Annotated in this window: 15 protein-coding genes; 3 read left to right on the forward strand and 12 right to left on the reverse strand. The window is 66.5% G+C overall.

Annotated elements, in window-relative coordinates:
* Positions 1-89 precede the first annotated feature (89 nt).
* Both ACIOWL_RS15225 and ACIOWL_RS15230 read right to left on the reverse strand, forming a co-directional pair.
* Entirely contained in the window at positions 90-1,001 is a 912-nt protein-coding gene (locus ACIOWL_RS15225; RefSeq protein WP_400386858.1) for a glycine betaine ABC transporter substrate-binding protein, read from the reverse strand.
* A gap of 33 nt (positions 1,002-1,034) precedes the next feature.
* Complete coding sequence (locus ACIOWL_RS15230; protein ID WP_400386861.1) at positions 1,035-1,514, reverse strand: NUDIX hydrolase; 480 nt, start codon at positions 1,512-1,514, stop codon at positions 1,035-1,037.
* 137 nt (positions 1,515-1,651) lie between these two features.
* On the opposite strand from ACIOWL_RS15230, the gene ACIOWL_RS15235 reads away from it, so the two are divergent.
* Entirely contained in the window at positions 1,652-2,161 is a 510-nt protein-coding gene (locus tag ACIOWL_RS15235; protein ID WP_400386863.1) for an Lrp/AsnC family transcriptional regulator, read from the forward strand.
* A gap of 125 nt (positions 2,162-2,286) precedes the next feature.
* Here the strand turns inward: ACIOWL_RS15235 and ACIOWL_RS15240 are convergent, their stop codons facing one another.
* Positions 2,287-3,210 (reverse strand): hypothetical protein, encoded by a 924-nt coding sequence (locus ACIOWL_RS15240; protein WP_400386866.1) that lies wholly within the window; start codon positions 3,208-3,210, stop codon positions 2,287-2,289.
* Positions 3,211-3,393: 183 nt separating this feature from the next.
* Entirely contained in the window at positions 3,394-4,011 is a 618-nt protein-coding gene (locus ACIOWL_RS15245) for a GNAT family N-acetyltransferase (RefSeq protein WP_400386868.1), read from the reverse strand.
* Positions 4,012-4,088: 77 nt separating this feature from the next.
* Between ACIOWL_RS15245 and ACIOWL_RS15250 the strand changes: the two genes are divergently transcribed.
* Positions 4,089-4,781 (forward strand): 5-formyltetrahydrofolate cyclo-ligase, encoded by a 693-nt coding sequence (locus ACIOWL_RS15250; protein WP_400386870.1) that lies wholly within the window; start codon positions 4,089-4,091, stop codon positions 4,779-4,781.
* A gap of 63 nt (positions 4,782-4,844) precedes the next feature.
* Positions 4,845-5,540 carry an RcpC/CpaB family pilus assembly protein gene (locus ACIOWL_RS15255; protein ID WP_400386872.1) on the forward strand — a complete coding sequence of 232 codons (696 nt, stop codon included), beginning with the start codon at positions 4,845-4,847 and terminating at the stop codon, positions 5,538-5,540.
* 47 nt (positions 5,541-5,587) lie between these two features.
* Here ACIOWL_RS15255 and ACIOWL_RS15260 read toward each other — a convergent pair whose 3' ends face one another.
* The 8 genes from ACIOWL_RS15260 to ACIOWL_RS15295 form a co-directional block, all read right to left on the reverse strand.
* Complete coding sequence (locus ACIOWL_RS15260) at positions 5,588-5,989, reverse strand: hypothetical protein (protein ID WP_400386875.1); 402 nt, start codon at positions 5,987-5,989, stop codon at positions 5,588-5,590.
* A complete protein-coding gene (locus ACIOWL_RS15265; protein ID WP_400386877.1) occupies positions 5,990-10,249 on the reverse strand; it encodes a DNA helicase in 4,260 nt (1,419 codons plus the stop codon). It abuts the gene before it with no gap.
* A 243-nt stretch (positions 10,250-10,492) separates the two neighbouring features.
* The gene (gene guaA, locus ACIOWL_RS15270; protein WP_400386879.1) at positions 10,493-12,079 is read right to left on the reverse strand and encodes a glutamine-hydrolyzing GMP synthase; all 1,587 of its coding nucleotides are present in this window, start codon (positions 12,077-12,079) and stop codon (positions 10,493-10,495) included.
* 165 nt (positions 12,080-12,244) lie between these two features.
* A complete protein-coding gene (locus ACIOWL_RS15275; protein ID WP_400386882.1) occupies positions 12,245-12,709 on the reverse strand; it encodes a DUF3817 domain-containing protein in 465 nt (154 codons plus the stop codon).
* 66 nt (positions 12,710-12,775) lie between these two features.
* Positions 12,776-13,612, reverse strand: coding sequence for an SURF1 family cytochrome oxidase biogenesis protein (locus ACIOWL_RS15280; protein WP_400386885.1), 837 nt, complete (start codon positions 13,610-13,612; stop codon positions 12,776-12,778).
* A 216-nt stretch (positions 13,613-13,828) separates the two neighbouring features.
* A complete protein-coding gene (locus ACIOWL_RS15285; RefSeq protein ID WP_400386888.1) occupies positions 13,829-14,980 on the reverse strand; it encodes a GuaB3 family IMP dehydrogenase-related protein in 1,152 nt (383 codons plus the stop codon).
* A 70-nt stretch (positions 14,981-15,050) separates the two neighbouring features.
* A complete protein-coding gene (locus ACIOWL_RS15290) occupies positions 15,051-16,397 on the reverse strand; it encodes a DUF4872 domain-containing protein (protein WP_400386890.1) in 1,347 nt (448 codons plus the stop codon).
* A 681-nt stretch (positions 16,398-17,078) separates the two neighbouring features.
* Entirely contained in the window at positions 17,079-19,451 is a 2,373-nt protein-coding gene (locus tag ACIOWL_RS15295) for a hypothetical protein (protein WP_400386893.1), read from the reverse strand.
* Positions 19,452-19,601: the final 150 nt, after the last annotated feature.

Raw genomic sequence — 19,601 nt, forward strand, 5'->3', positions numbered from 1 at the left:
GGGTACACTTTCTCACGTCAGGCGCGTAGATCGCGCCTTGTTACTCAACCGTTGCGCCACGCCCGCGGATGCGGCGCGGCCAACGGCGGCTAGTTGTCGATGATCCAACGCCAGCGCGCGGCGGCGTCCTGCGGGCTCATTGCCTCCTCACCGGAAACGATCCGGTTCAGCCCGATCAGCGCGTCGGTGTTCACCGTGCGGGTCACCTCGTTGATTCCATCCAGCGCGTCGCGGTCCACCGCGGGGCCGGCCAGCGGCAGGTACAAGGCGGCGTCGAAGAGTTTCTCGCTGCCGTCGATCGTCTTGAACCCCTCGTCGCCGATCACCGCGTCCTGCGCCTGGAGCACCACGACTCGATCCACCGCGCTGCGCAGTTCATCATGCAGCTGCTCGGTGTCCACGGTGCGGAAACTCGGTTCGGCGCAGCCCGCCTGTTCCAAGGCGGTGCGCAGCCCGGCGGTGGGCGCGGAATCGGTGACAACACTCAGCTCGCCGCAGGCGGCGGCCAGGGTGGCCAGCGAATCGATTGAATGTTCCACCGCCTGGGCGGCCGCGAGCACCAGGGTTTGCCCGGCGGTGCCCTCGCTGGGCGTGGCGGCGCTGAAACCCAATCCTGCGTCGTTGATCAGACCCGGCAGCTTTTTCGCCTCATCCGCGGAGAGCACCTGGTCTTCCCCGCGCGGGTCGGAGCCCGCCGGCAGCAGGCTGATGGCGGCCGGCGCGGTGTCGATGGCCAGATCCGCCTCCTCGTCGGCTACCAGCGCAAACGGATCAGCGGAGGGCTCGGTGAAGGTGATGGTGTACCCCAGGTTTTCCAAGGCATCCCCGTAAACGTGGGCCAGCGCCTGCCCGGTGGGATCCACGGCGGGCGCGATCCGCAAGCTCACCTCGCGGCTTGGTTCGGCCGGGGACTGTTGCCCCGGGCTGGTGCAGCCGGCCAATGGCAGGGCCAGCGCACAAGAGGCCAGGGCCAGGGCGGTGGTAGTGTGTCGCAGCTTCATCTCCCTTCCGATTTTAGGCCAGCGCGCCGTCAATCAGCGGTTGCGCGCGCCGGGTTCGGTCATCCGCAGCATCACATCCACCCGCTCGATCCTGTTCAGCTGGCGGATCTCGTCGCGGGTGAACCAGCCGGCCTGGCTGGTGGAGCCGTTCTGCTCCGCGCGCAGCTCACCGCCGGCCAGCGTGGCGGTGTAGGTCACCGCGACGGTCTGCATGGGGTGGTTCTGCCCCGAGTAGCGTTTGGCACCGGGGATGATGCCGGTGGTGACATCGAGCAGCTGCAGACCCGCAACGTGGTACCCGGTTTCTTCAAACACCTCGCGGATCACCCCGTCGGTGGTCTGCTCCCCCAGGTCGATCCCGCCGCCGGGCAACGACCAGCGCGGGATGAAGCGTGGATCGCGATGGCGCATATCCCACAGGGTCAGCAGCACCTTTCCCGCATCCTCGATGAGCGCGTAGGCGGCCAATCGGGTGTCGTACTGTTCTCCGGTCTGCTCGGATGCTCGTGTCATAAAACAAATATATCCGCCCGGACGGCCAGATTTACCATGCGGCCACGCCGTTGTGGACCCCTGCGGGCAGCGGCTCGGCGCGCGGATACGCCATCGAAGCTGTGCTCGTTGCTCCCCAAGTATGGTGAAATATTCTTATGTCATCGCAATCTGAGCAGAGCCACGGAACCGATCTCGATGAGATTGATCGAATCATCATCGACGAGCTGGTCGCCAATGCGCGCATTTCAAATGCGACGCTGGCGCAGCGTGCGGGTATTGCCCCGTCGACCGCGTTGCTGCGCACCCGGTCATTGGTCGATCGCGGCATCCTGACCGGCTACCATGCCGAGGTGTCCCTGCGCAGCGTGGGGCGCACGGTCCAGGCGCTGATCTCCGTGAAATTGCGGGTGCACGACCGCGAGAAGATCGACACCTTTGTTGAACGGATCCCGCGGTTGCCCGAGGTGCTCTCAATGTTCCACGTCTCCGGCGGAACCGACTACCTGCTGCACATCGCGGTCAGCTCCACCGAGGCGCTGCGCGACTGGGTGCTGGATAATTTGGCGACCGACGAGTCCGTGGGGCACACCGAAACCACCCTGGTCTTCGCCCACCACATGGGGCATCGCGGTCCTTTGCCGTTTACCGAGCCGGAGCACGGCTAACCGGCGACGCGCGGTTGACTTGGGTGCGCCCGGGCGTCACCGAAAACACAAAACCTGCGATCCGAAGGGGATCGCAGGTTTTTTGGTGTGCTCCAGGGTGCCGGCTGCGTGGTGTTGCCGGCGGGTCAGGCGCGGCGGCGCTGCATCACAGCATCCAGGTTGAGCCGGGTCTTGGACGCGGCGGCTGTTTTCTCCGGGGCGCCGATGCCGCCACGGGTGGCGTTCGAGTCGTTGTCCTCGCCGGTCGACGCAGGGTTCGCGGCCACCGGCTGCACCCCGGCGGCAGCCGGAGCTGCGGTGGACCCGATCGCAGCGGATGGATTTGCGGCAACTGGAGTTGCATCAGCCGGTGTTGCCGCGGCCGGCGCGAGCTTGGCCGGCACACTGGCCACCGCGGCACGATCCTCGGCGGAGACCTCGGAGGCGATCCGCTTGGCATCTTCGGCGGCCTTCAGGCTGATCTGCTTGCTCGGGCGCAACGGCTCGGAGACCGGCAACGGTTCGGCGGCCACCCGCGCGGCGATTTCCCGCTGGGTTGCCTCGCGCGCCTGGACATAGGTCGGCAGCGGCACATTGGTCGGTTCCCAGGTTTCCGGCTGCTTCACGCCGCCCAGCCCATGAGCCACACGCAACGCTTCGGCACGCAACTCCTGAGCGGTGATGGCCGGGGCCCGTCGGGCGGACCCGGGGCGCGCGTCGAACACCTCGGTGGATTCCGGCTTGCGGACCAGCACCTGATTGGCGTCGTCGGAAATGGCCGGGGTCTGCATGGCACGCTGCCGGGTTGCCTCCAGGCTGGCCAGCAGCTTCCGGTTGCGATCGCGCACCGCAAGCATCCGCAGCGACGCGAACGAACCCAGCCCCACCAGGAAAAAGATCCCAACCCACCCGAAGGTCAGCGCGGTGAAGGGGGCCAGGACGCCGCCGACGACGGTCGCCAGCACGGCAAGCAGACCCAACACGGCGAGGGACAATCGGCCGTAGCGCACGCGAATTCTAAGTTCAGAGTCAGCCTTCGACTGCGAAGCGCTGCGCGACGTGCCGGCCATGTGGGTCCTCCATCACCGATAGGTTCGGTCAGATTCTGCGTGAAACCAGATATGGCTTCTCGACTCAACACTATGCAACCGATGAACCGCGCACCGGCACCTGCGTAGGCGTGTTGCGAAGTTTTCAGACAGAATGCGCCAGCTCAGGCGCGGATTTACGAGCGCCGCGCGCACCACCTGAAATTACTCGTAGATACGTTCGATCATGGGCAGGGCCAGTTCCTCGCGGTTCAGGGCGAAACTGCGATGATCACGCCACTTTCCGTCGATGTGCAGGTAACCGCGGCGCAGCCCCTCGTCGCGGAAACCAAGTTTATCCACCACCCGCAGGCTGGCGGTGTTCTCCGGCCGGATGTTGATCTCCAACCGGTGCAGCCCCAGCGCCGAGAAACAATGGTCGACCACCAGCGCGCAGGCCTCCGGCATCAGCCCGAATCCGGCGTGCGACTGGTCGATCCAGTAGCCGATGGACGCGGAACGCGCCGCACCCCACTGCACCCCGCTGACCGAAACCTGCCCGATGATCGGCGGTTGAGAACCGTGCAATTGCGGCAGCGTCAGCACCCAGGCATAGCCGGTCCCCTGCCGGGCGGCCGCATGTTTGATCCCGATCATCTCCCGGTAGGTGAGCACCTCCGGCGGGCCGCTCGGGTTGGTGGGGTCCCAGGGTTTCAGCCAGGCGGCGTTCGCGTAACGCAGCGCGGACCACTCGGCGGCATCGGAGGTTTTCAGTTGGCGCAGCACCAGGCGCTCCGAGCGCAGATCTTCAACCGCGAACCTGCCGCGCCACATGCGTTTCATGCCCTAATGTTATCCGCCACGAGGTGCGATCCCGGGCTTTGGGTGCTCGCCGGGGCCAGGTGGGTACAGTGGGAAGCATGGATGCACGCAGCTCAGATTCCGTCCGGCCCGGCACTCCCGGCACTCCCGGCATTCCCGGCACTCCCGGCGGGGACACGGACGGCCGGCCCACCGCCGCACCGGGTTCCAAAAAACTCGTCCGCGCGGCAATCCGCGCGGCCCGGCGCGCCCTGCCCGAAACACAACGAGCCGACCGGTCCGCGGCCCTGTGCACGGCGGTGCTCGGCTATCTGCAGGAGCTGACCCCGGTGGTGCGCAGCGTAGCCGCCTACTGCTCGGCGCCCGACGAACCGGACACCGCTCCCCTGCTCACCGCGCTCGTCGGCCAGGGGATCGCGGTATATGTTCCGGTGTGCGAAGCTGAGCACAAGTTGTCCTGGGTGCGCTGGTTCCCGGATGCGCAACTGGTCCGCAGCGACTTTGCCCCGGTGCTGGAACCGGTAGGCGAACGCCTGGGTGTGGAATTGTTCCAGGAGATCAGCACCCTGTTCATCCCGGCGCTGGCAATCGACGCCGCGGGGCTGCGGCTGGGCCAGGGAGGCGGCTACTACGACCGCTTCCTGCCGCAGCTTGCCAACTTCCCGGTGCAGATCGCCGCCCTGGTGTACGAGCAGGAGCTCATGCCCGCCGGCGGCTTTGCGACCGACCCCCACGATGCGCCGGTCGACCTGGTGATCACCCCCGCCGGGGTGCGGCGTTTCCTGGACTGAAAGTTCTGCACAGCTCGCGGCCACCGGGCCGCGGCGCACCGGATACCGCGGTGAACTGGGGTCATGAAACTTCCTGCTTCCCGCCGCGCCCCACTCATCCCGCGCCCCAAGGTGCGCCCGGTCCGCACCCGGAACGAGGCGCTGCGGCGGTACCGGCGGCCGCTGGCCATCGCCTGCCTGCTGCTGGCTCTCGCGGCCAGCCTGAATACGCTCTCCGCAGGGCAGCTGGCCAAACGCGAGGTGGTGGTGGCGGCCAGTGAGATTGCCGCCGGCGCGATCATCTCCCCCGCGGACGTGCAGCTGCGCAGCGTGCTGGCCGATCCGGATGACCCCGGGCTGCTGAGCGACCCGCAGGCGTTGGTGGGACAGCGGCTGGCGGTCGGGGTTCCGGCCGGAACCGCGTTGCGCCACTTCCTGCTGGTGGGCCCGCAGTTGCTCACCGGCAGCGCCGCGGGAACCGTCGCGGTGCCGATTCGGCTCAGCGATCCGGCCACCGTCGGGCTGCTGCACCCGGGGCAACTGGTGGATATCGTTTTGACTACCGGCGACGGATTCGAGCAGGCGATCCGCTCGGAAACCATCGCCCGCGCCGTGGCGGTGCTCTGGGTTCCGAGCGCGGAGCGCGGGCAGTTCGGAATGCTCGCCGGCGGCACTGCCTCCGGCGAGGGCATCGTTGTGGTGGCCGCGGCGGCGAGCCTGTCCGACGACCTGGCCGGAGCCGTTTCCCGCGGAAAGGTCTCCGCGGTACTGGTGAACTGACCCGGTCCGGATGGAAGAATCTGGGTCGGGGGCGGCGCTGGCGCGGTTTACCCCCAGTGCGGGGGTTTTTCGCGTTTCATGGCCTCGGCCAGGTCCGCCGTGGAATCCCCCCAGAACCTCGGGTCGTCCTCCTTGGCCAGCAGCCCGGCCAGCGGATCGCCGCCGGTGCTGGCCGGGTGCGCGGCCGGGGCCAGCGAGGCGGCCGAGCGCGCCTTGGCGATCGACTCGTCAACCGCGGCGGCAGGCGAAACCTTCTGGTAGCTTCCGGTCAGCTGCACGCGGGCCTGCAGGTGCGCCGCCGGGGCGATCACCCGCGGGCGCTTGCGGCGCCCGGCAGCAGGTCGTTCGGCAGCAGGTTGCCCGCTGTCTGATAACCCGGCCTGTTCCGCATCAGGCCCCGGCTGGCCGGCACCAGAGCCGGGGGCCCGCCGCGAGAGCGGATCACCCATCTACTTGGCGTTCCGCTGCTCGGCTGGCTCGCTGGTCGCCGGCACCGGACTCGGGGTGGAAGGCTGCGCGGTGTCCGTGCTGCCTCCCGAAGCCCCGGTGGCGGCGGAAGGCACGTCGCTGGCGCCCTGCGGGGCAGTTTCGGGCGCAGCCGCAGGTTGCGCGTCGTCCTTGGCCGGTTCGGGCTTCTCCGCAGCCGGGCTGGCTTCGCCGGCGGCGGCCTCGGCGGCGTAGGTCACCTGGCTGGCGCGCACCGGAGGGGCCACCGCCACCGAGGCGCGGGAGCGTTCCACCGGGCTCGGCGCGGAAGCCGGCTTGAGCTGCAGGTAGCGGGCCAGCCGATCGGTCACTGAGCTCGGGTCGGTGAACACGTCGATGGTCCACAACGGCACATAACGCCAGCCGTGGTTTTCGAAAAAGTCCGGACGCAACCGGCTGCGCTCGCGCACGGTCAACCCGGCATAGTGTTCGGTGCCGTCGTACACCACGGCCAGCGGGCGGATTTCCTGCCCGTCGACGTCGAACGCGTGCGCGGCGAGATCCAGCACCCCGCGGTAGTCCTCCGAGACGATGGCCCCGCGTTCGCGCAGGCGCCGCGCCAGGTCGGACACCAGCGCGTCGAACCGCGGATGCGCCCAGGTGGCAACCGAGGAATCCCCGGCCTGCACGCGGGTGAACAGGTCGAAAAACGCGCCGGCGCCGTGATGCAAGCGCGAGGCTTCGAGCTGATCGGGCTGCAAACTGGAGACCAGGGTCAGCCGGGTACGCGAGCGGGTCACCGCGGCCACAAACAGCTGCTCGCCGCCGGGCCGGGACAGCGCCCCGAATTCGTGCAGGGTTTTGCCGTGCGGGGTGCGCCCGTAACCCCAGGCGAAGATCACCGCGTCGCGGCGCAGCCCGATGAGCCGGTTCACCGTGGTCACCACAAATGGTTCCTTCGCGGCGCGCAGGTGCTCCATCGCGTACTTGTGGTTTGGCAGCTGCACCCGGATCGCCTCCGCGATCGCCGAGGCGTGGGCGCGGTTGGTCGCGATCACCGCCAGCGACTGCTCCGGGCGGGTGGAGAAGTGCTCGAAAACCAGGTCCACAATGCGCGCCACCTCCGCGGCGGTGCTCTGGACCCCGTCCTCGCTGCTGGCCAGGGTGCCGGTGGCATCGGGAACATACTGCGCGCTCAGGCGCTCCGAATGCGCCGCGGTGGCCATGGCCTGCGGCAGCCGGGAGATCGCCGAATCGTAGTAGGTGGTGGACAGCTGCTGCACCAAACCCTCGTCGACCCCGCGGTACACCGTGGACAGGGTCCCGGTGACCAGCACCTCGTTCAGCGCGCTCAGCGCAGAAACCCCGGCGTGGCGTGAGCCGATGCGGGCGGTCGGGTCCACGGAAACCTCGAAGGGCTTCGGGCCGCCGAGCATTTGATCGCCGATCGCGATGACCTGGCGGGAACGGCGCACCGCGTCGAGCACCTCGCGCAGCGTCAGGTAGTTGGCCTCCAGCAGGATCACCGCATCGAATTCGGTGTCATCGGGCAGCGCGGTGCCAAGCAGCAGCGGCGCGGACACAAACACCGGGGTCAGCGAGTTGACCAGCGACTCGCCCAGGGACAGGACCTGGGCGATGGAGACGGTGTTCTCCTTGAGCATCTCTCGCAGGGCCCGGGAGGCGGCGCGGTGATCGGCCAGCGCGGCCTTCCAGTTGCGGGCCAGCTGCCAGCGGATCCGCTGCGGCCCGGCGGCGATATGCGCGCCGTCGGCCAACCGGTACTCGGCTTCGAGTTTTTCAAGCTTCGCGCCGTCGTTCATGGCCAGGAAGTCGTCGCCGGAGATCATCGCGTCCAGCACCGACTGCCACCAGGACAGTTCAAGTTCAGCGTCCACCGCGTCGGCGTCGATCTGCCGATCGGCGAAGTCCTCCAGCAGATCCCCCAGCCCGGCCTCCGCGAGCTGCTCGGCGATCAGCGTGCGCTCGGGCAGCTCGGCGAGGTCTTCCTTGTGGTCAACCAGCGCGGCAATCAAATCCAGCAGCTGCGCGATCGGCATTTCGCGCAGGCTCCCGCCGGTGCGGGCCGGCAGCATGGCCGAGAGTTTGTCGATGCGCGCCCCGGCGTCGTGGTAGCCGGCTTCCACATCCAGCAGCCCGCCGGGAACCTGCGGGTTGCGCTGGGAGGTGGCGTGCGCCCGCCAGGCGTCGCGCTGCACCGCAACGGCCTGCAGCGCTGATTGCAGGTCCGGCACGTGCATGCCCGGGCGGACGTACTCCTTGGCGATTTTGCGCAACCGGGAGCGGACCAGGGAGCCCATCTCCACCCCGTGCTCGCGGCGCCACGCGCTGGTGGCGGTCGCGGCGATCAGATCGTCGATGTCCCCCTCGAAGATGTCGGACTCGAACTTGTCCAGCGAACCGCGCACGGAAACCAGCAGAGCCAGCTGGTCCCCCCACTTGTCGTAGCTGTCATCCAGCCGGATCTGGCTGCGTTCGGCGATCTTCAGCATGTGCTCGTGCAGGATCGGCAGGTCCTTGCCCAGCCCGCTGGCCAGGTTCAGCGCCTGCGCGGTGGCTTCCTGGTTGCGCAGCGGCGCGCCGTGCCATGGGCTGGTGGTGTGTTCTCGGGAGAACGCGCCAAGCTGCGCGGCGCGTTTGAGCTGCGCGGCGACGTGGCCGCGCTGGCCCATGGAGTCGAGCACCGAACGCTTGAGCCGCACCGTGGTGGACGGGGCCGGGTTCAGCGCGGAGAGCCGGGCGAGCTCCTGCATCGACTGGTACGGCGAGCAGCCCCAGCGGCTGCGCACCGAATGCAGCGACTTCACGTGTTCGTGCAGCGCATGGCGCGACTCGCGCAGGCGCTTGAACAGGTTGCCCAACTGCGGTTCGGTGGCGCGTTCGTTGCGCAGGATGGCGCGGGTCAGCTGCTTGCGGACCGCATCCGGGTCCTCGTTCGGTTCCAGCAGCAAGCTGGCGGCGTCCAGCTGCTCGTTGAAGCGGGCGACGAATTCCTCCGCGGCGGTGCGCTGTTCGGCGATCACCAGCACGCGTTTGCCCTGGGCGGCCAGCACGGCGGCGGCGTTCAGCGCGGTCTGCGTGGCTCCGGTGCCGGCGGCCGCGTTGATCGCCACGGATTCCCCGGCTCCGATGTATTCGAGCATGCGCGACTGCGACTCGTCGGCATCCAGCAGGTACAGCTCGTCCTCGGGATCGCGCTCGTCGGAGGACTTGGCCAGGGTGGTGTCCCCGGTGTGCACCTTGCGGCTGGTGCCCGGTGCTGGTTTGCCGGCCAGCGGCGAGCTGGATTCCGGGGCGCGACGCGGGCGCGCCGAATCCTTGAGCAGGTTTTTCACCCGGCGCAATCGGGAACCGGTGTCTTCCGGGGCGTCGGCCTGCGCGGTGCCGGCCTGCGGAGCGCCGGCCTGCGCGGAATCAGCCTGGCCTTCAGCCTGCTGTGCCTGTGGGGAACCCGCCCCGGATTCGGCGGGAGCGTTTTTGGCGGCGACCAGGTTGGCCAGCGCGGTGGAGCCCTTGGTGGCCTCGGCAACCTTGGCGGCGCGCTCGGCAAGCTTCTGGTTTTCGGCATGCGCAATCAGCGCCTCGATCACCGGGTGCGGGCCGCTGAGCTTGGCGGGGTCGGCCGGGTCCATGAGGTCGGAGAACGTGGACAGCAGCAGGCGGTGTCCCACCACCACCCCGGGAACCTCTGAGACCAGATGGCGCAGCGCGTCCATGCCGCGCACCGGATCGAAACGCGCGATCGAGTAGGCGGCGGCGTCCACGGCGGCCACGTCGATGCTGGTGTGGTGATCGGCCTCGAACTGGCGCACAAAGGCCGGGGAGATGGTGGCGCGGCCGATCAGCTGGACGTCGTAGTCGTCGGTGTCCACGTGTTTGCTCAGCGTGATGCGCCCCAGCATGATCGGGGCGGAGACCGGTTCGCTTTTGCCCTCGTGCACAGCGCGCCAGTTGGCCACGCCGGCGGCCAGGTACCCCACGTCGATGCCGCGCTCATCCCACAGCTCGCTGATTTTGGAGGCCAAGGCGCGGGCGGTGCGTTTGGCGGCGGCGTACTGTTCCGCGTCGTGCAGCAGGGTCGACAGCCGGGTCCGGCGGCCGGCCAGCAGCTGCGCCAGACCCGAGGGGTTGGCGTGGGTGATGTCGATGCTGTTTGACGTCGAGGGTGCGAACCTCAAGGTGGTGTCGGCCCCGGCGCTTTGCCCCAGGGATTTCACCCAGGCGGCCACTCGATCCGCGGCAGCATTGTGAGCACTGGTCACGACAGTTATTCCCTTCACTGAACCGGCCTACAGCGGCGCGCGTTGGCACACGACACCTCTATCTAACGTAGTGCACTCGCGCGGCAGAATACCGGTGCGAAACACGCTTTAAGCAAGTGTTGCGGAACCCGTCAGGGGTGCGCCGCGACGTTCAACACGCCGCGGTGCACCCCAAGGGCTCCGCATGAGGTGCCCGGGCCGCCCGTTCAAGGCCGGCCCGGACCCGGCACAACTAGCTGCCGGTTACTCCCATTCGATGGTTCCCGGTGGCTTGCTGGTGACGTCCAGCACCACGCGGTTGACCCCGTCCACCTCATTGGTGATGCGGTTGGAGATCTTGGAGAGCAGGTCGTAGGGCAGGTGCGACCAGTCCGCGGTCATCGCGTCCTCGCTGGAGACCGGGCGCAGCACGATCGGGTGCCCGTAGGTGCGATGATCGCCCTGCACGCCTACCGAGCGCACGTCGGCCAGCAGCACCACCGGCATCTGCCAGACCTCGTCGTCCAGGCCGGCTGCGGTCAGCTCGGCACGGGCGATCGCGTCGGCCTTGCGCAGGATGCTCAGGCGCTCCTCGTTGACCGCACCGATGATGCGGATGCCCAGGCCGGGGCCCGGGAACGGCTGGCGTCCCACGATTTCCTCCGGCAGGCCCAGCTCGCGGCCCACCGCACGCACCTCGTCCTTGAACAGGGTGCGCAGCGGCTCGACCAGCTCGAACTGCAGGTCCTCGGGCAGGCCGCCCACGTTGTGGTGGCTCTTGATGTTGCTGGTGCCCTCGCCGCCGCCGGATTCCACGATGTCCGGGTACAAGGTGCCCTGGACCAGGAACTTCACCGGCTCGCCCTCGGAGGCTTCCTTGGCGATGATCGCGGCCTCGGCGGCCTCGAACGCGCGGATGAATTCGCGGCCGATGATCTTGCGTTTGGTCTCCGGGTCGGTGACCCCGTCCAGCGCGGACAGGAAACGCTCGCGCTCGTCGGCGATGTACAACTTGGCACCGGTGGAGGCGACGAAGTCCTTCTCCACCTGCTCGGCTTCACCTTCGCGCAGCAGCCCGTGGTTCACGAAAACGCAGGTCAGCTGGTCGCCGATGGCGCGCTGCACCAGGGCCGCGGCCACGGCGGAGTCAACGCCGCCGGACAGGCCGCAGATGGCCTTGCCGGTGCCGACCTGGGCGCGGATGCGCTCGATCTGCTCGTCGGCGATGTTATCCGCGGTCCAGTCGCCCTTCAGGCCGGCGCCGTGGTACAGGAAGTTTTCCAACACATCCTGGCCGAACTCGCAGTGCTTGACCTCGGGGTGCCACTGCACGCCGTAGAGGCGCTTGGCCTCATTGGCGAAGGCCGCGACGGGGGCGCCGGCGGTGGTCGCCAGGACCTCGAAGCCTTCCGGGGCTACCGAGACGGAGTCGCCGTGGCTCATCCACACGGTCGGCGCGTTATCCGCACCGGCCAGGATGGAGCGGGCCTCGCCGGCGAATTCGGTCGCGGTGCGGCCGTACTCGCGCAGTCCGGTTTCCGCAACGGTTCCGCCCAGGGCGTTGGCCATGGCCTGGAATCCGTAGCAGATGCCGAGCACCGGCACGCCGGCCTCGAACAGGTCGGCCCCCACGGAAGGGGCGCCATCGGCGTACACGCTGGAGGGACCACCGGAGAGGATGATCGCTGCAGGGTTCTTGGCCAAGATGGCTTCGGTGGACAGGGTGTGCGGAACGATCTCCGAGTACACACGAGCCTCACGTACGCGGCGAGCAATCAGCTGCGCGTATTGGGCCCCGTAGTCGACGACCAGAACCGGCTTATGTTCTGGATTGAGGGGAGCAGTAGTCACCCACCTAGTCTACGCGGTTCGCCGGGTGCGAAACAGCACGGCCGATGTCATCAGCGTCACCACCGGGTCACAATCGCCGACCGGGAACAAAAATGCCAGCGGCGGACCGCGTACCGGTTCTCGGCAGGCGGTCCGCCACTGGCGGAGTGCAGTGCGGCTGGCGGCCTAGTAGCGCTTGGCGGCCTTGGGGTGGTTTTCCATCTCCGCCATCACTTCGCGGTGCACCTTGCGCTCGGTGATGAAGGACATGAACGGCACCACACCGCCCAGGGCGATGGTGATGAAGCGGGCGAACGGCCAGCGCATCAGCGACCAGAGCCGGAAGTCTGCGAACAGGTACACCACGTAGAGCCAACCGTGGGCGATCAAGATCCCCAGGGACACGTTGAAGCCGCCGCTGATGGCGGCCCGGTTGTGCATGCCCACGGTGTTCGCGGTGCCGTCAACCAGTTCCCCGCCGATGAACAACTCCAGCTGCCAGAAATACTTGAAGATCATTTCCAGCACCAGCAGCAGCAGCATCACGCCGGTGACGTAGGCGAAAACCCGGAAAAAAGCCGCCGCGGAGCGGATCTGCGCCGGGGTTCCGCCGAACTTGCGGGGGCGGGGTGCGGGAGTGGTGCTGGACATTCTGGGGTGGTCCTTCCGTGGGAGGTCAGTCATTGACAGTGTAGTGGCGCGCTGGCTGCGCTGAGCTTAGTTCTCGCGGGTGTTATCGGCGGAGTTATCGCCGGTCTGCTCGTCGGTCTCGGCAAGCGAGTCGTGCTGATGCGCTTGGGCGGCGCGTTCGGCAACCGCCTCCATGCTGCGCTGGTAGTCATCACGGACCATGCGGTACCAGAGGAACAGCGCGAACCCGGCGAACACCACCCATTCGATGCCGTAGAACACGTTCAGCCAGTTGATCTGGGCTTCCTGCGGCTGCGGGCCAACCACCACGCGGGTCAGCCCCGGCTGGTCGATCTGCGCGCCATCAGCAGCAGTCAGCTCGTGGGCGGTGATAAAACCTTCATACAGGGTGTGATCCCACAGGTTCGCCAGCTGCGAGGAGGCCAGCGTTTCAAGCACCGGGTTGCGCACGTCGTGCTTCAATTCCGGGCCTTCGGAGGGCAGCAGGCGCCCGGTGATGTTCAGCTCCCCTTCCGGGGCCGGGCTGGGGGTGCTGGTATCTGGCTGCCAGCCGCGGACTACTGCGATGGCCGCCTCATCCGGCGCGCCGTCGACCAGGAATTCGCTGACCACCCAAACCCCCTGGATGTCCTCGTGCAGGCGCGGTGCGATGAGCTCATCGGTGCCGGGTACAAATTCGCCGCTCAGGCTCACGATTTGGTCCGCCACGGTGCCAAGCAGTTCGGTCCCGACGCTATGGTGCTCGATCAGCGGGACCGGGACCTCGGTGACGTCCGCTTTGACCAGCGGTTCGGATTCGGAGGCTCCGAACTGCCAGCCGGAGAGGGCGACGAAGCCGGTGGCCAGCGCCAGGGCGGCCAGCAACGCAAGGAGCCATTGAGGTTTCAGGGCGGTTTTCAGCACCCTACCACCGTACTTCGATTCTCTGTAGAAGTTGAAATGCACGGGGCGTGAGATTGACCTTGGACACCTCTAGGCACCGCGGGGGAACCTTTTGGTGGATTGTGTCGTTAAGGCGAGGTTTCCGGGATATGGCGACGGCCCGCCGCCTATGCCGGATGGGGCAAAGGCGACGGGCCGGAAAAGCCTGCAGGCGGAAATCCCCGCCGCGGTGTTGGCCTAGAAGCGGTCGGACTCGTAGGGCGAGAGCACTACGTCGACACGCTGGAATTCCTTGAGTGTCGAGTAGCCGGTGGTGGCCATCGAACGGCGCAGGGCGCCGACCAGGTTCGAAGTGCCGTTGGTCTCCTGGGACGGGCCGTAGAGCACCTTCTCCAGCGGACCCACGGTACCCACCTGAGCGCGGTCGCCACGGGGGCTGACCTCATGAACCGCTTCCATGCCCCAGTGGTAACCGGCACCCGGTGCCTCATCGGCGCGGGCCAGTGCGGTGCCGAGCATGACGGCGTCAGCGCCCATGGCGATGGCCTTGACGATGTCGCCCGAGTTGCCCAGGCCGCCGTCGGCAATCACATGCACGTAACGTCCACCTGATTCCTCGATGTAGTCGCGGCGGGCCGCGGCGACATCAGCAATGGCGGTAGCCATGGGTGCATGGATGCCCAAGGTGCGACGGGTGGTGGACGAAGCGCCGCCGCCGAAACCGACCAGCACGCCGGCGGCGCCGGTGCGCATCAGGTGCATGGCCGGGGTGTAACCGGCGGCGCCGCCAACGATGACCGGAACGTCGAGCTCGTAGATGAACTGCTTCAGGTTCAGCGGTTCGGTGGTTTTGGAGACGTGCTCTGCGGAGACCGTGGTGCCGCGGATCACGAAGATGTCCACACCGGCATCGATCACCGTGCGGTAGAACTCTTGGGTGCGCTGCGCGGTGAGCGAACCGGCCACTACCACACCGGATTCGCGGATTTCCGCCAGGCGGGAGGTGATCAGCTCAGCCTGGATCGGAGCCGAATACAGCTCCTGGAGCTTGGCGGTGATCTTCGGGTCATTGCGGGTGGCCGCTTCGGAATTCAGGCCGGCGATTTCTTCCAGGACCTTTTCGGAGTCCTCGTAGCGGGTCCAGAGGCCCTCGAGGTTCAGCACGCCGAGTCCCCCGAGCTTTCCCAACGCAATCGCGGTGGCCGGGGAGGTCACCGAGTCCATCGGCGCGCCGAGGAATGGGGTGTCGAACTGGAAGGCATCGATCTGCCAGGAGACCGACACGTCCTTCGGGTCACGGGTACGGCGATTCGGTACGATCGCTACGTCGTCCAGGGAGTATGCCTTGGTGGCCCGCTTGCCGCGGCCGATCTCAATCTCATTAGTCACGACCCTAGGTTATCAAGAGTGCGGCCAATTCCCGTGCTCGGCCACCGCCAGATTGCGTCCCGAGACACGTCTAGTGCGCCACATCCGTGCTTTGGCGCAGTGTGGCGGCGGTGGCGGCCAACGCTTGGGCGGCGTCCTGTTCGGCCTGGGCAATCTGCTCCATGACCTGCGCTAAACCGGTAAACAGCTCTTGGCGCTGTGCTGGCTGAACCGGTTCCTCCAGCAGTTGAGCGAAGTCGATCCACAGGGCCGCCAGCTGGGCGTAGGCCGCGGAGTGCTCCCCCAGGTCGGCAAGGCCGGGCAAATCGGCCGCCTCATCGAGGAAGTCTGCGTATAAACCGCGCAAGCCGCCGATCCCGCCGAAACGGGTGTCGGCCAGGAATCCGGCTAGCTGGGAGAGCCCTGATTCCAGCTGCGCGGGCTCGGCGAACATCTGATTCCAGCCGGTTTTGCCTTCCGCGTCACGCAACCGGGCGGCGAAGGTGCGCATGCCGGCGATGCCGTAGTTTTTGGCAAAGTGCGCCGGCACACCACGCAGTTCGCTGGTGCCAAGCAGGCGGGCGGTGGTCTCTTCCACGGCTTCAAGCACGTTGGCGGCCAACACCTCCGGCTTCGGCGCGCGGCGCGAGGTGACCCAGGCCTGCCAGAACTTTTCGCGTTTGCGGCGGGCACGGGCGGTGGTGAGGTCCTCGGGGCTGATGGGGTTCAGCGCGCCGGAGCCGTCGTCCACCAATAGGTCGTCATCGAGTTCGCCGACAACTGCCAGGTCGATGGTGTCGGACTCGTCGACCTCACCCTCTTCGATCCACGGAAGCGCATTGACCGCGACCCGGACCACCACTGCGCGGCCGGCATCCAGCCCGGTGTCCAGGTATTCGGCGGCGCGCACGTCGGAACTGGTGGTGCGCTCGTTGATTTTTGCCCCGCAGCGGGTGAGCAGGTTCTGCGTGTAGGGCTCCGGGTGGGCGCGGGTCACCAGGGCGAGGCTGACGTTGTCCTCATCCTGGAAACTGTGCTGCATAAATCCGATCCCGCCGGCCAGTCCGGCAAGCATGGCTTCGGTGTAGGGCTGGGAGGTGACCGGGTTGGTCACCCCGGCCTGGGTGAGCACCCGGTGCCAGAGTGCGGCGTCGTACTGCACCACGTTTTCCGGCGCCGGGTATTCGGGCAGCTCGTCGAGCGGCGCCGGGGCGGGTGCTGGCTTCTGGGCGTTTTTGGACTGGGCCGACTTCGACTTGGCCGAAGCCTGCTTGCCGGATTTACCCTGCGAAGAGTAGTTTTTGGCCTGGGCCGCGCGGGCTGCCCGCGGACTTTCGGGTTTGTTGGTGAGGATATTTTTGCGGGCGGTTGTGTAACTTTCGCCGGTGCGTTCCATACGCTCGCGGGCAAGTTTCTTCAGGTTCGCTGGCTGAGCCACGTGAATCGGGTTCCTTCCGTCCTGCGGCGCCGTGGCGGGTGGGACCCGCACGCGCACCTCGCGCCGCCATCGAACAATTCTACGTGTCACAACGGGGTTGGCGGCCGGTCGAGCCACGTGGGATTGGCAACTTCGCGCCGGGTGCAAGCCGGATTTGGATCGGTTGGCCGTCTGGATGCGTGATTACCGGCCAGTTGGGACTGAAATTCTTATGCGGACTTCCAGTCCCGATCCGAAATTTATGTTTTCGGTTGCAGATGTTTTTCTGACTCGTGACGGGATCCTGGTACTCGCGGAGGTTTTCATCTGACGCAACGTATTAGTGTTCGCGGAGGTTTTGACATGACGCAACAGGGCACCTATTAATTCGGACCGTCCAACCTCTGAGGTGAAGCGTTGCGCACAGGGTGCTCGACCAGCTTTCAGCCTCACTCCCCCAATGAAAATGCGGGAATTACGCGTCTGCTTTTCGCGAACCGGATCCGTGCCTCATCTGCTCTTGCGTACGTTTCGGCCTCGCAGCAATGATCCGTGTATGGTGCCGCAATCGCCGGCATGAGCATGGAGTTATTGGCGCCCAGCAGGCCTCGGACCGTGTCCTTATTTTTGGTCCGAGGCCCTACACCGTCATGTGGCAGGCCCGCTCGACAGATTGACGGCACGTTGTGTTGCGTCGAGGATTCAACCGGTTGAGAATTCCTCGGGTAACTCAATACTCGTCGGCACCCCCGGCGGACTGTAATTACGCCGCAACCGCTGCACCGGATCCCGATCCCTCGGCAACAACACCCACGGCAACCCCCTCACCCACACAATCTTCACCACCCCATGATCAAACTCAATATGATGGCTCTTGCACCCCGGAACGATCCGATCCAACCGGGTATGCCCACCCAACGCATACGGATCAGTATGGTGGAACTCCAGCATTTCAACCTTCGCCAAACACCCCGGCACCAGGCAATACCGGTCCCGCGCCAACACCGCACGCTGCAGCACCTTAGGCACAAACCGTTGCGCCCGCCCAAAATCCAGTAACACGCCCTCGGCATTGAATACCGCAGGAATCAGATCCGCCTGGCACAACAGCTCCCGTAACGCCGCCGGAGGTAAATCCACCCCATGAGCGGTCTGCGCGGTGGACCTGGCCAAATCTTTCAGGTCATCGATCATCATGTGGGCGACCACGACCGGGCGCAGCCTCGACGACTTCCGCGGCGGTGGGGCAGGGGGTGCCCCCTCCACGGGTCCGGTGTCCGGATCAGTTTCCTGGTCTGGGTCTGGGTCGAAAAGTGAACCTTGGACCGGATCACCACTCTGGACGCTCACGCCACCATCTTTGACGGGGCCGCTAGCGGGGTCGTTCGCGTCCAGCAGGATCTCCAGTAACGCGTTCAACGCCCGTTCGGGCGGGGTCGCTTCGGGAATGAACAGGTCATCATCATCATCCCAGGAGAACGGTTCAGCGTCGTCTGGGAGCAGGTCTTGGATGGACCAGGCTCCTTGACCGTCGGGTCCTGCTCCGTGAACCGCTCCCGATTCGGTATCAGTGGTGCCAGCGGTCGAGTCGGCCCCAGTCTCAGTCGTGTTATTTCCGGTGCTCGCACCGGATTCAGCGCCGGTCGTGCCGGTTCCGCTAGTGGCCGTGCTGTTTTCAGACTCCGTGGCCTCTGCGGTGCTGCATTCAGCATCACTCGTACTGCCGTTGGCTGAACCGGCCTCAGAGTCGGTGGTTCCGGTCTCAGAGCTGGCCGTGCCGGTCCCGGCACTGTTTGCAGTATCCGTAGTGCGATTATTGTTGCTGTCTATGCCGGTCTCGGCTTCCGTAGCGTCTGCAGTGCTGTTATTCGCTGAACCGGCCTCAGAATCACTCGTGCCGTTTTCAGCCTCCGCGGCTTCTGCGGCGCTGTTCCCCGTAGCCGTGGTCGCTAAGGTGCTTGCGACATCTTCAGCACCAGCACCCGTGCAGGTGTCCGTGCTGGTGTCGGTGGCTTCTGTCCCCGCAGCACCCGCAGGAGGCTGATTCGGATTATCCGCCGGATCCCTGAAAAACGAATCACCCGGCACCGGAGCACCAGACCGGCCACCCTTCCCGGTGCTCGACCCGGCAGGCGGGGAAGGAGCAGCACTGGCAGGATTCCTCCGCGCCGCCCGCCCCGCCCGCGTACTGGCCTTACTCGCCGAAGCACACCACGAATCCACCCACGCCCCCTCCGCCGTCGACAACCGCAGCAAAAACTCCCGGAAATACGGGCTACGAATCGGCAACGCAAACAACCCCCGCCGCAACGACGCCGGAGGAGGAACCGGACCACCCTGGTTAATCGCCTCTAAAATCAGGGTCGAAACCTTCTTCACCGCCGCCATCGGAATGAACTCATCCGCAAGGACCTCAGCAGCGTGTTCCTCCACGGTACGCCCATCAGCATGCCTCAACGTCGGAGACGTCGCAGCGCCTTCAAAGGTCAGATCCGCGGGTTCCACCTTCGCCAGTTTCCGGCTCACCGCCCGCACCGCGGCCGGGTCCATGCCCGGGGTGAACAACAACACGGACAAATGCTCAAACCGTGGGGGCACCCTGGCGCCGGTGAAGTCTTTGCGCCCCACCAAATCCAACGCCTCAGCCACCATCCGATGAGTGTGGGCGTAGGGGATGCGACCCCACGCGGCGAGGAGTTCCTCGGGGTTGCGGTAGCAGTTACGCCCGGTCGAACGCACCGGGGTGGTGCTGGTGTCTGCCGGGTGCTCCCGGAGGGTGTCGAGCTCACGTTGGGCCAGGGTGTGGGCGGCGGTCGCGTTGGCTCGTTCGGCGGCGACCAGTTCCATGCGGGACGCTTCGAATCCGAGGTGTTGCGCGGTGGACGCCAGTTCCAGGGCGAGCCTGGGGTCGGTGGTGGTGGCCAGGGATTCACGCAGCAGGGCGAGGGTGTCGAGCAGGGTGGTGGCTAGGGTGCGCAGGCTGGTTCCGGACAGGCAGAAGCCATCAAGGGACGGGTCCAGGTGTTCGAGGACCTCGTTCAGGGTGTTCAGGCCTTGGGCCAGTGCGCTGTTCATGACTCTAGTGAACGATGCCCAGGTGGTGGGTGTGGTGGGGTGGGTGCGGATTGTGGACAAACACCAAAAACTTTTACTGACAGGTTCTCAACGTCGCGTAGTCCTAGACGTTCAGTTGTGCTTGTATGTTGTTGCATCGAGCGGACGGCC

Origin of the sequence: Glutamicibacter sp. NPDC087344, from assembly GCF_044744225.1 — a bacterium.
Taxonomy (GTDB): Bacteria; Actinomycetota; Actinomycetes; order Actinomycetales; family Micrococcaceae; genus Glutamicibacter.

Bases quoted from the DNA above. Each gene is read 5' to 3' on its own strand.
- ACIOWL_RS15250 (WP_400386870.1), top strand. From the start codon at position 4,089: ATGGATGCACGCAGCTCAGATTCCGTCCGGCCCGGCACTCCCGGCACT.
- ACIOWL_RS15240 (WP_400386866.1), bottom strand. From the start codon at position 3,210: ATGGCCGGCACGTCGCGCAGCGCTTCGCAGTCGAAGGCTGACTCTGAA.
- ACIOWL_RS15235 (WP_400386863.1), top strand. From the start codon at position 1,652: ATGTCATCGCAATCTGAGCAGAGCCACGGAACCGATCTCGATGAGATT.
- ACIOWL_RS15260 (WP_400386875.1), bottom strand. From the start codon at position 5,989: ATGGGTGATCCGCTCTCGCGGCGGGCCCCCGGCTCTGGTGCCGGCCAG.
- ACIOWL_RS15255 (WP_400386872.1), top strand. From the start codon at position 4,845: ATGAAACTTCCTGCTTCCCGCCGCGCCCCACTCATCCCGCGCCCCAAG.
- ACIOWL_RS15230 (WP_400386861.1), bottom strand. From the start codon at position 1,514: ATGACACGAGCATCCGAGCAGACCGGAGAACAGTACGACACCCGATTG.
- ACIOWL_RS15225 (WP_400386858.1), bottom strand. From the start codon at position 1,001: ATGAAGCTGCGACACACTACCACCGCCCTGGCCCTGGCCTCTTGTGCG.
- ACIOWL_RS15275 (WP_400386882.1), bottom strand. From the start codon at position 12,709: ATGTCCAGCACCACTCCCGCACCCCGCCCCCGCAAGTTCGGCGGAACC.
- ACIOWL_RS15245 (WP_400386868.1), bottom strand. From the start codon at position 4,011: ATGAAACGCATGTGGCGCGGCAGGTTCGCGGTTGAAGATCTGCGCTCG.
- ACIOWL_RS15295 (WP_400386893.1), bottom strand. From the start codon at position 19,451: ATGAACAGCGCACTGGCCCAAGGCCTGAACACCCTGAACGAGGTCCTC.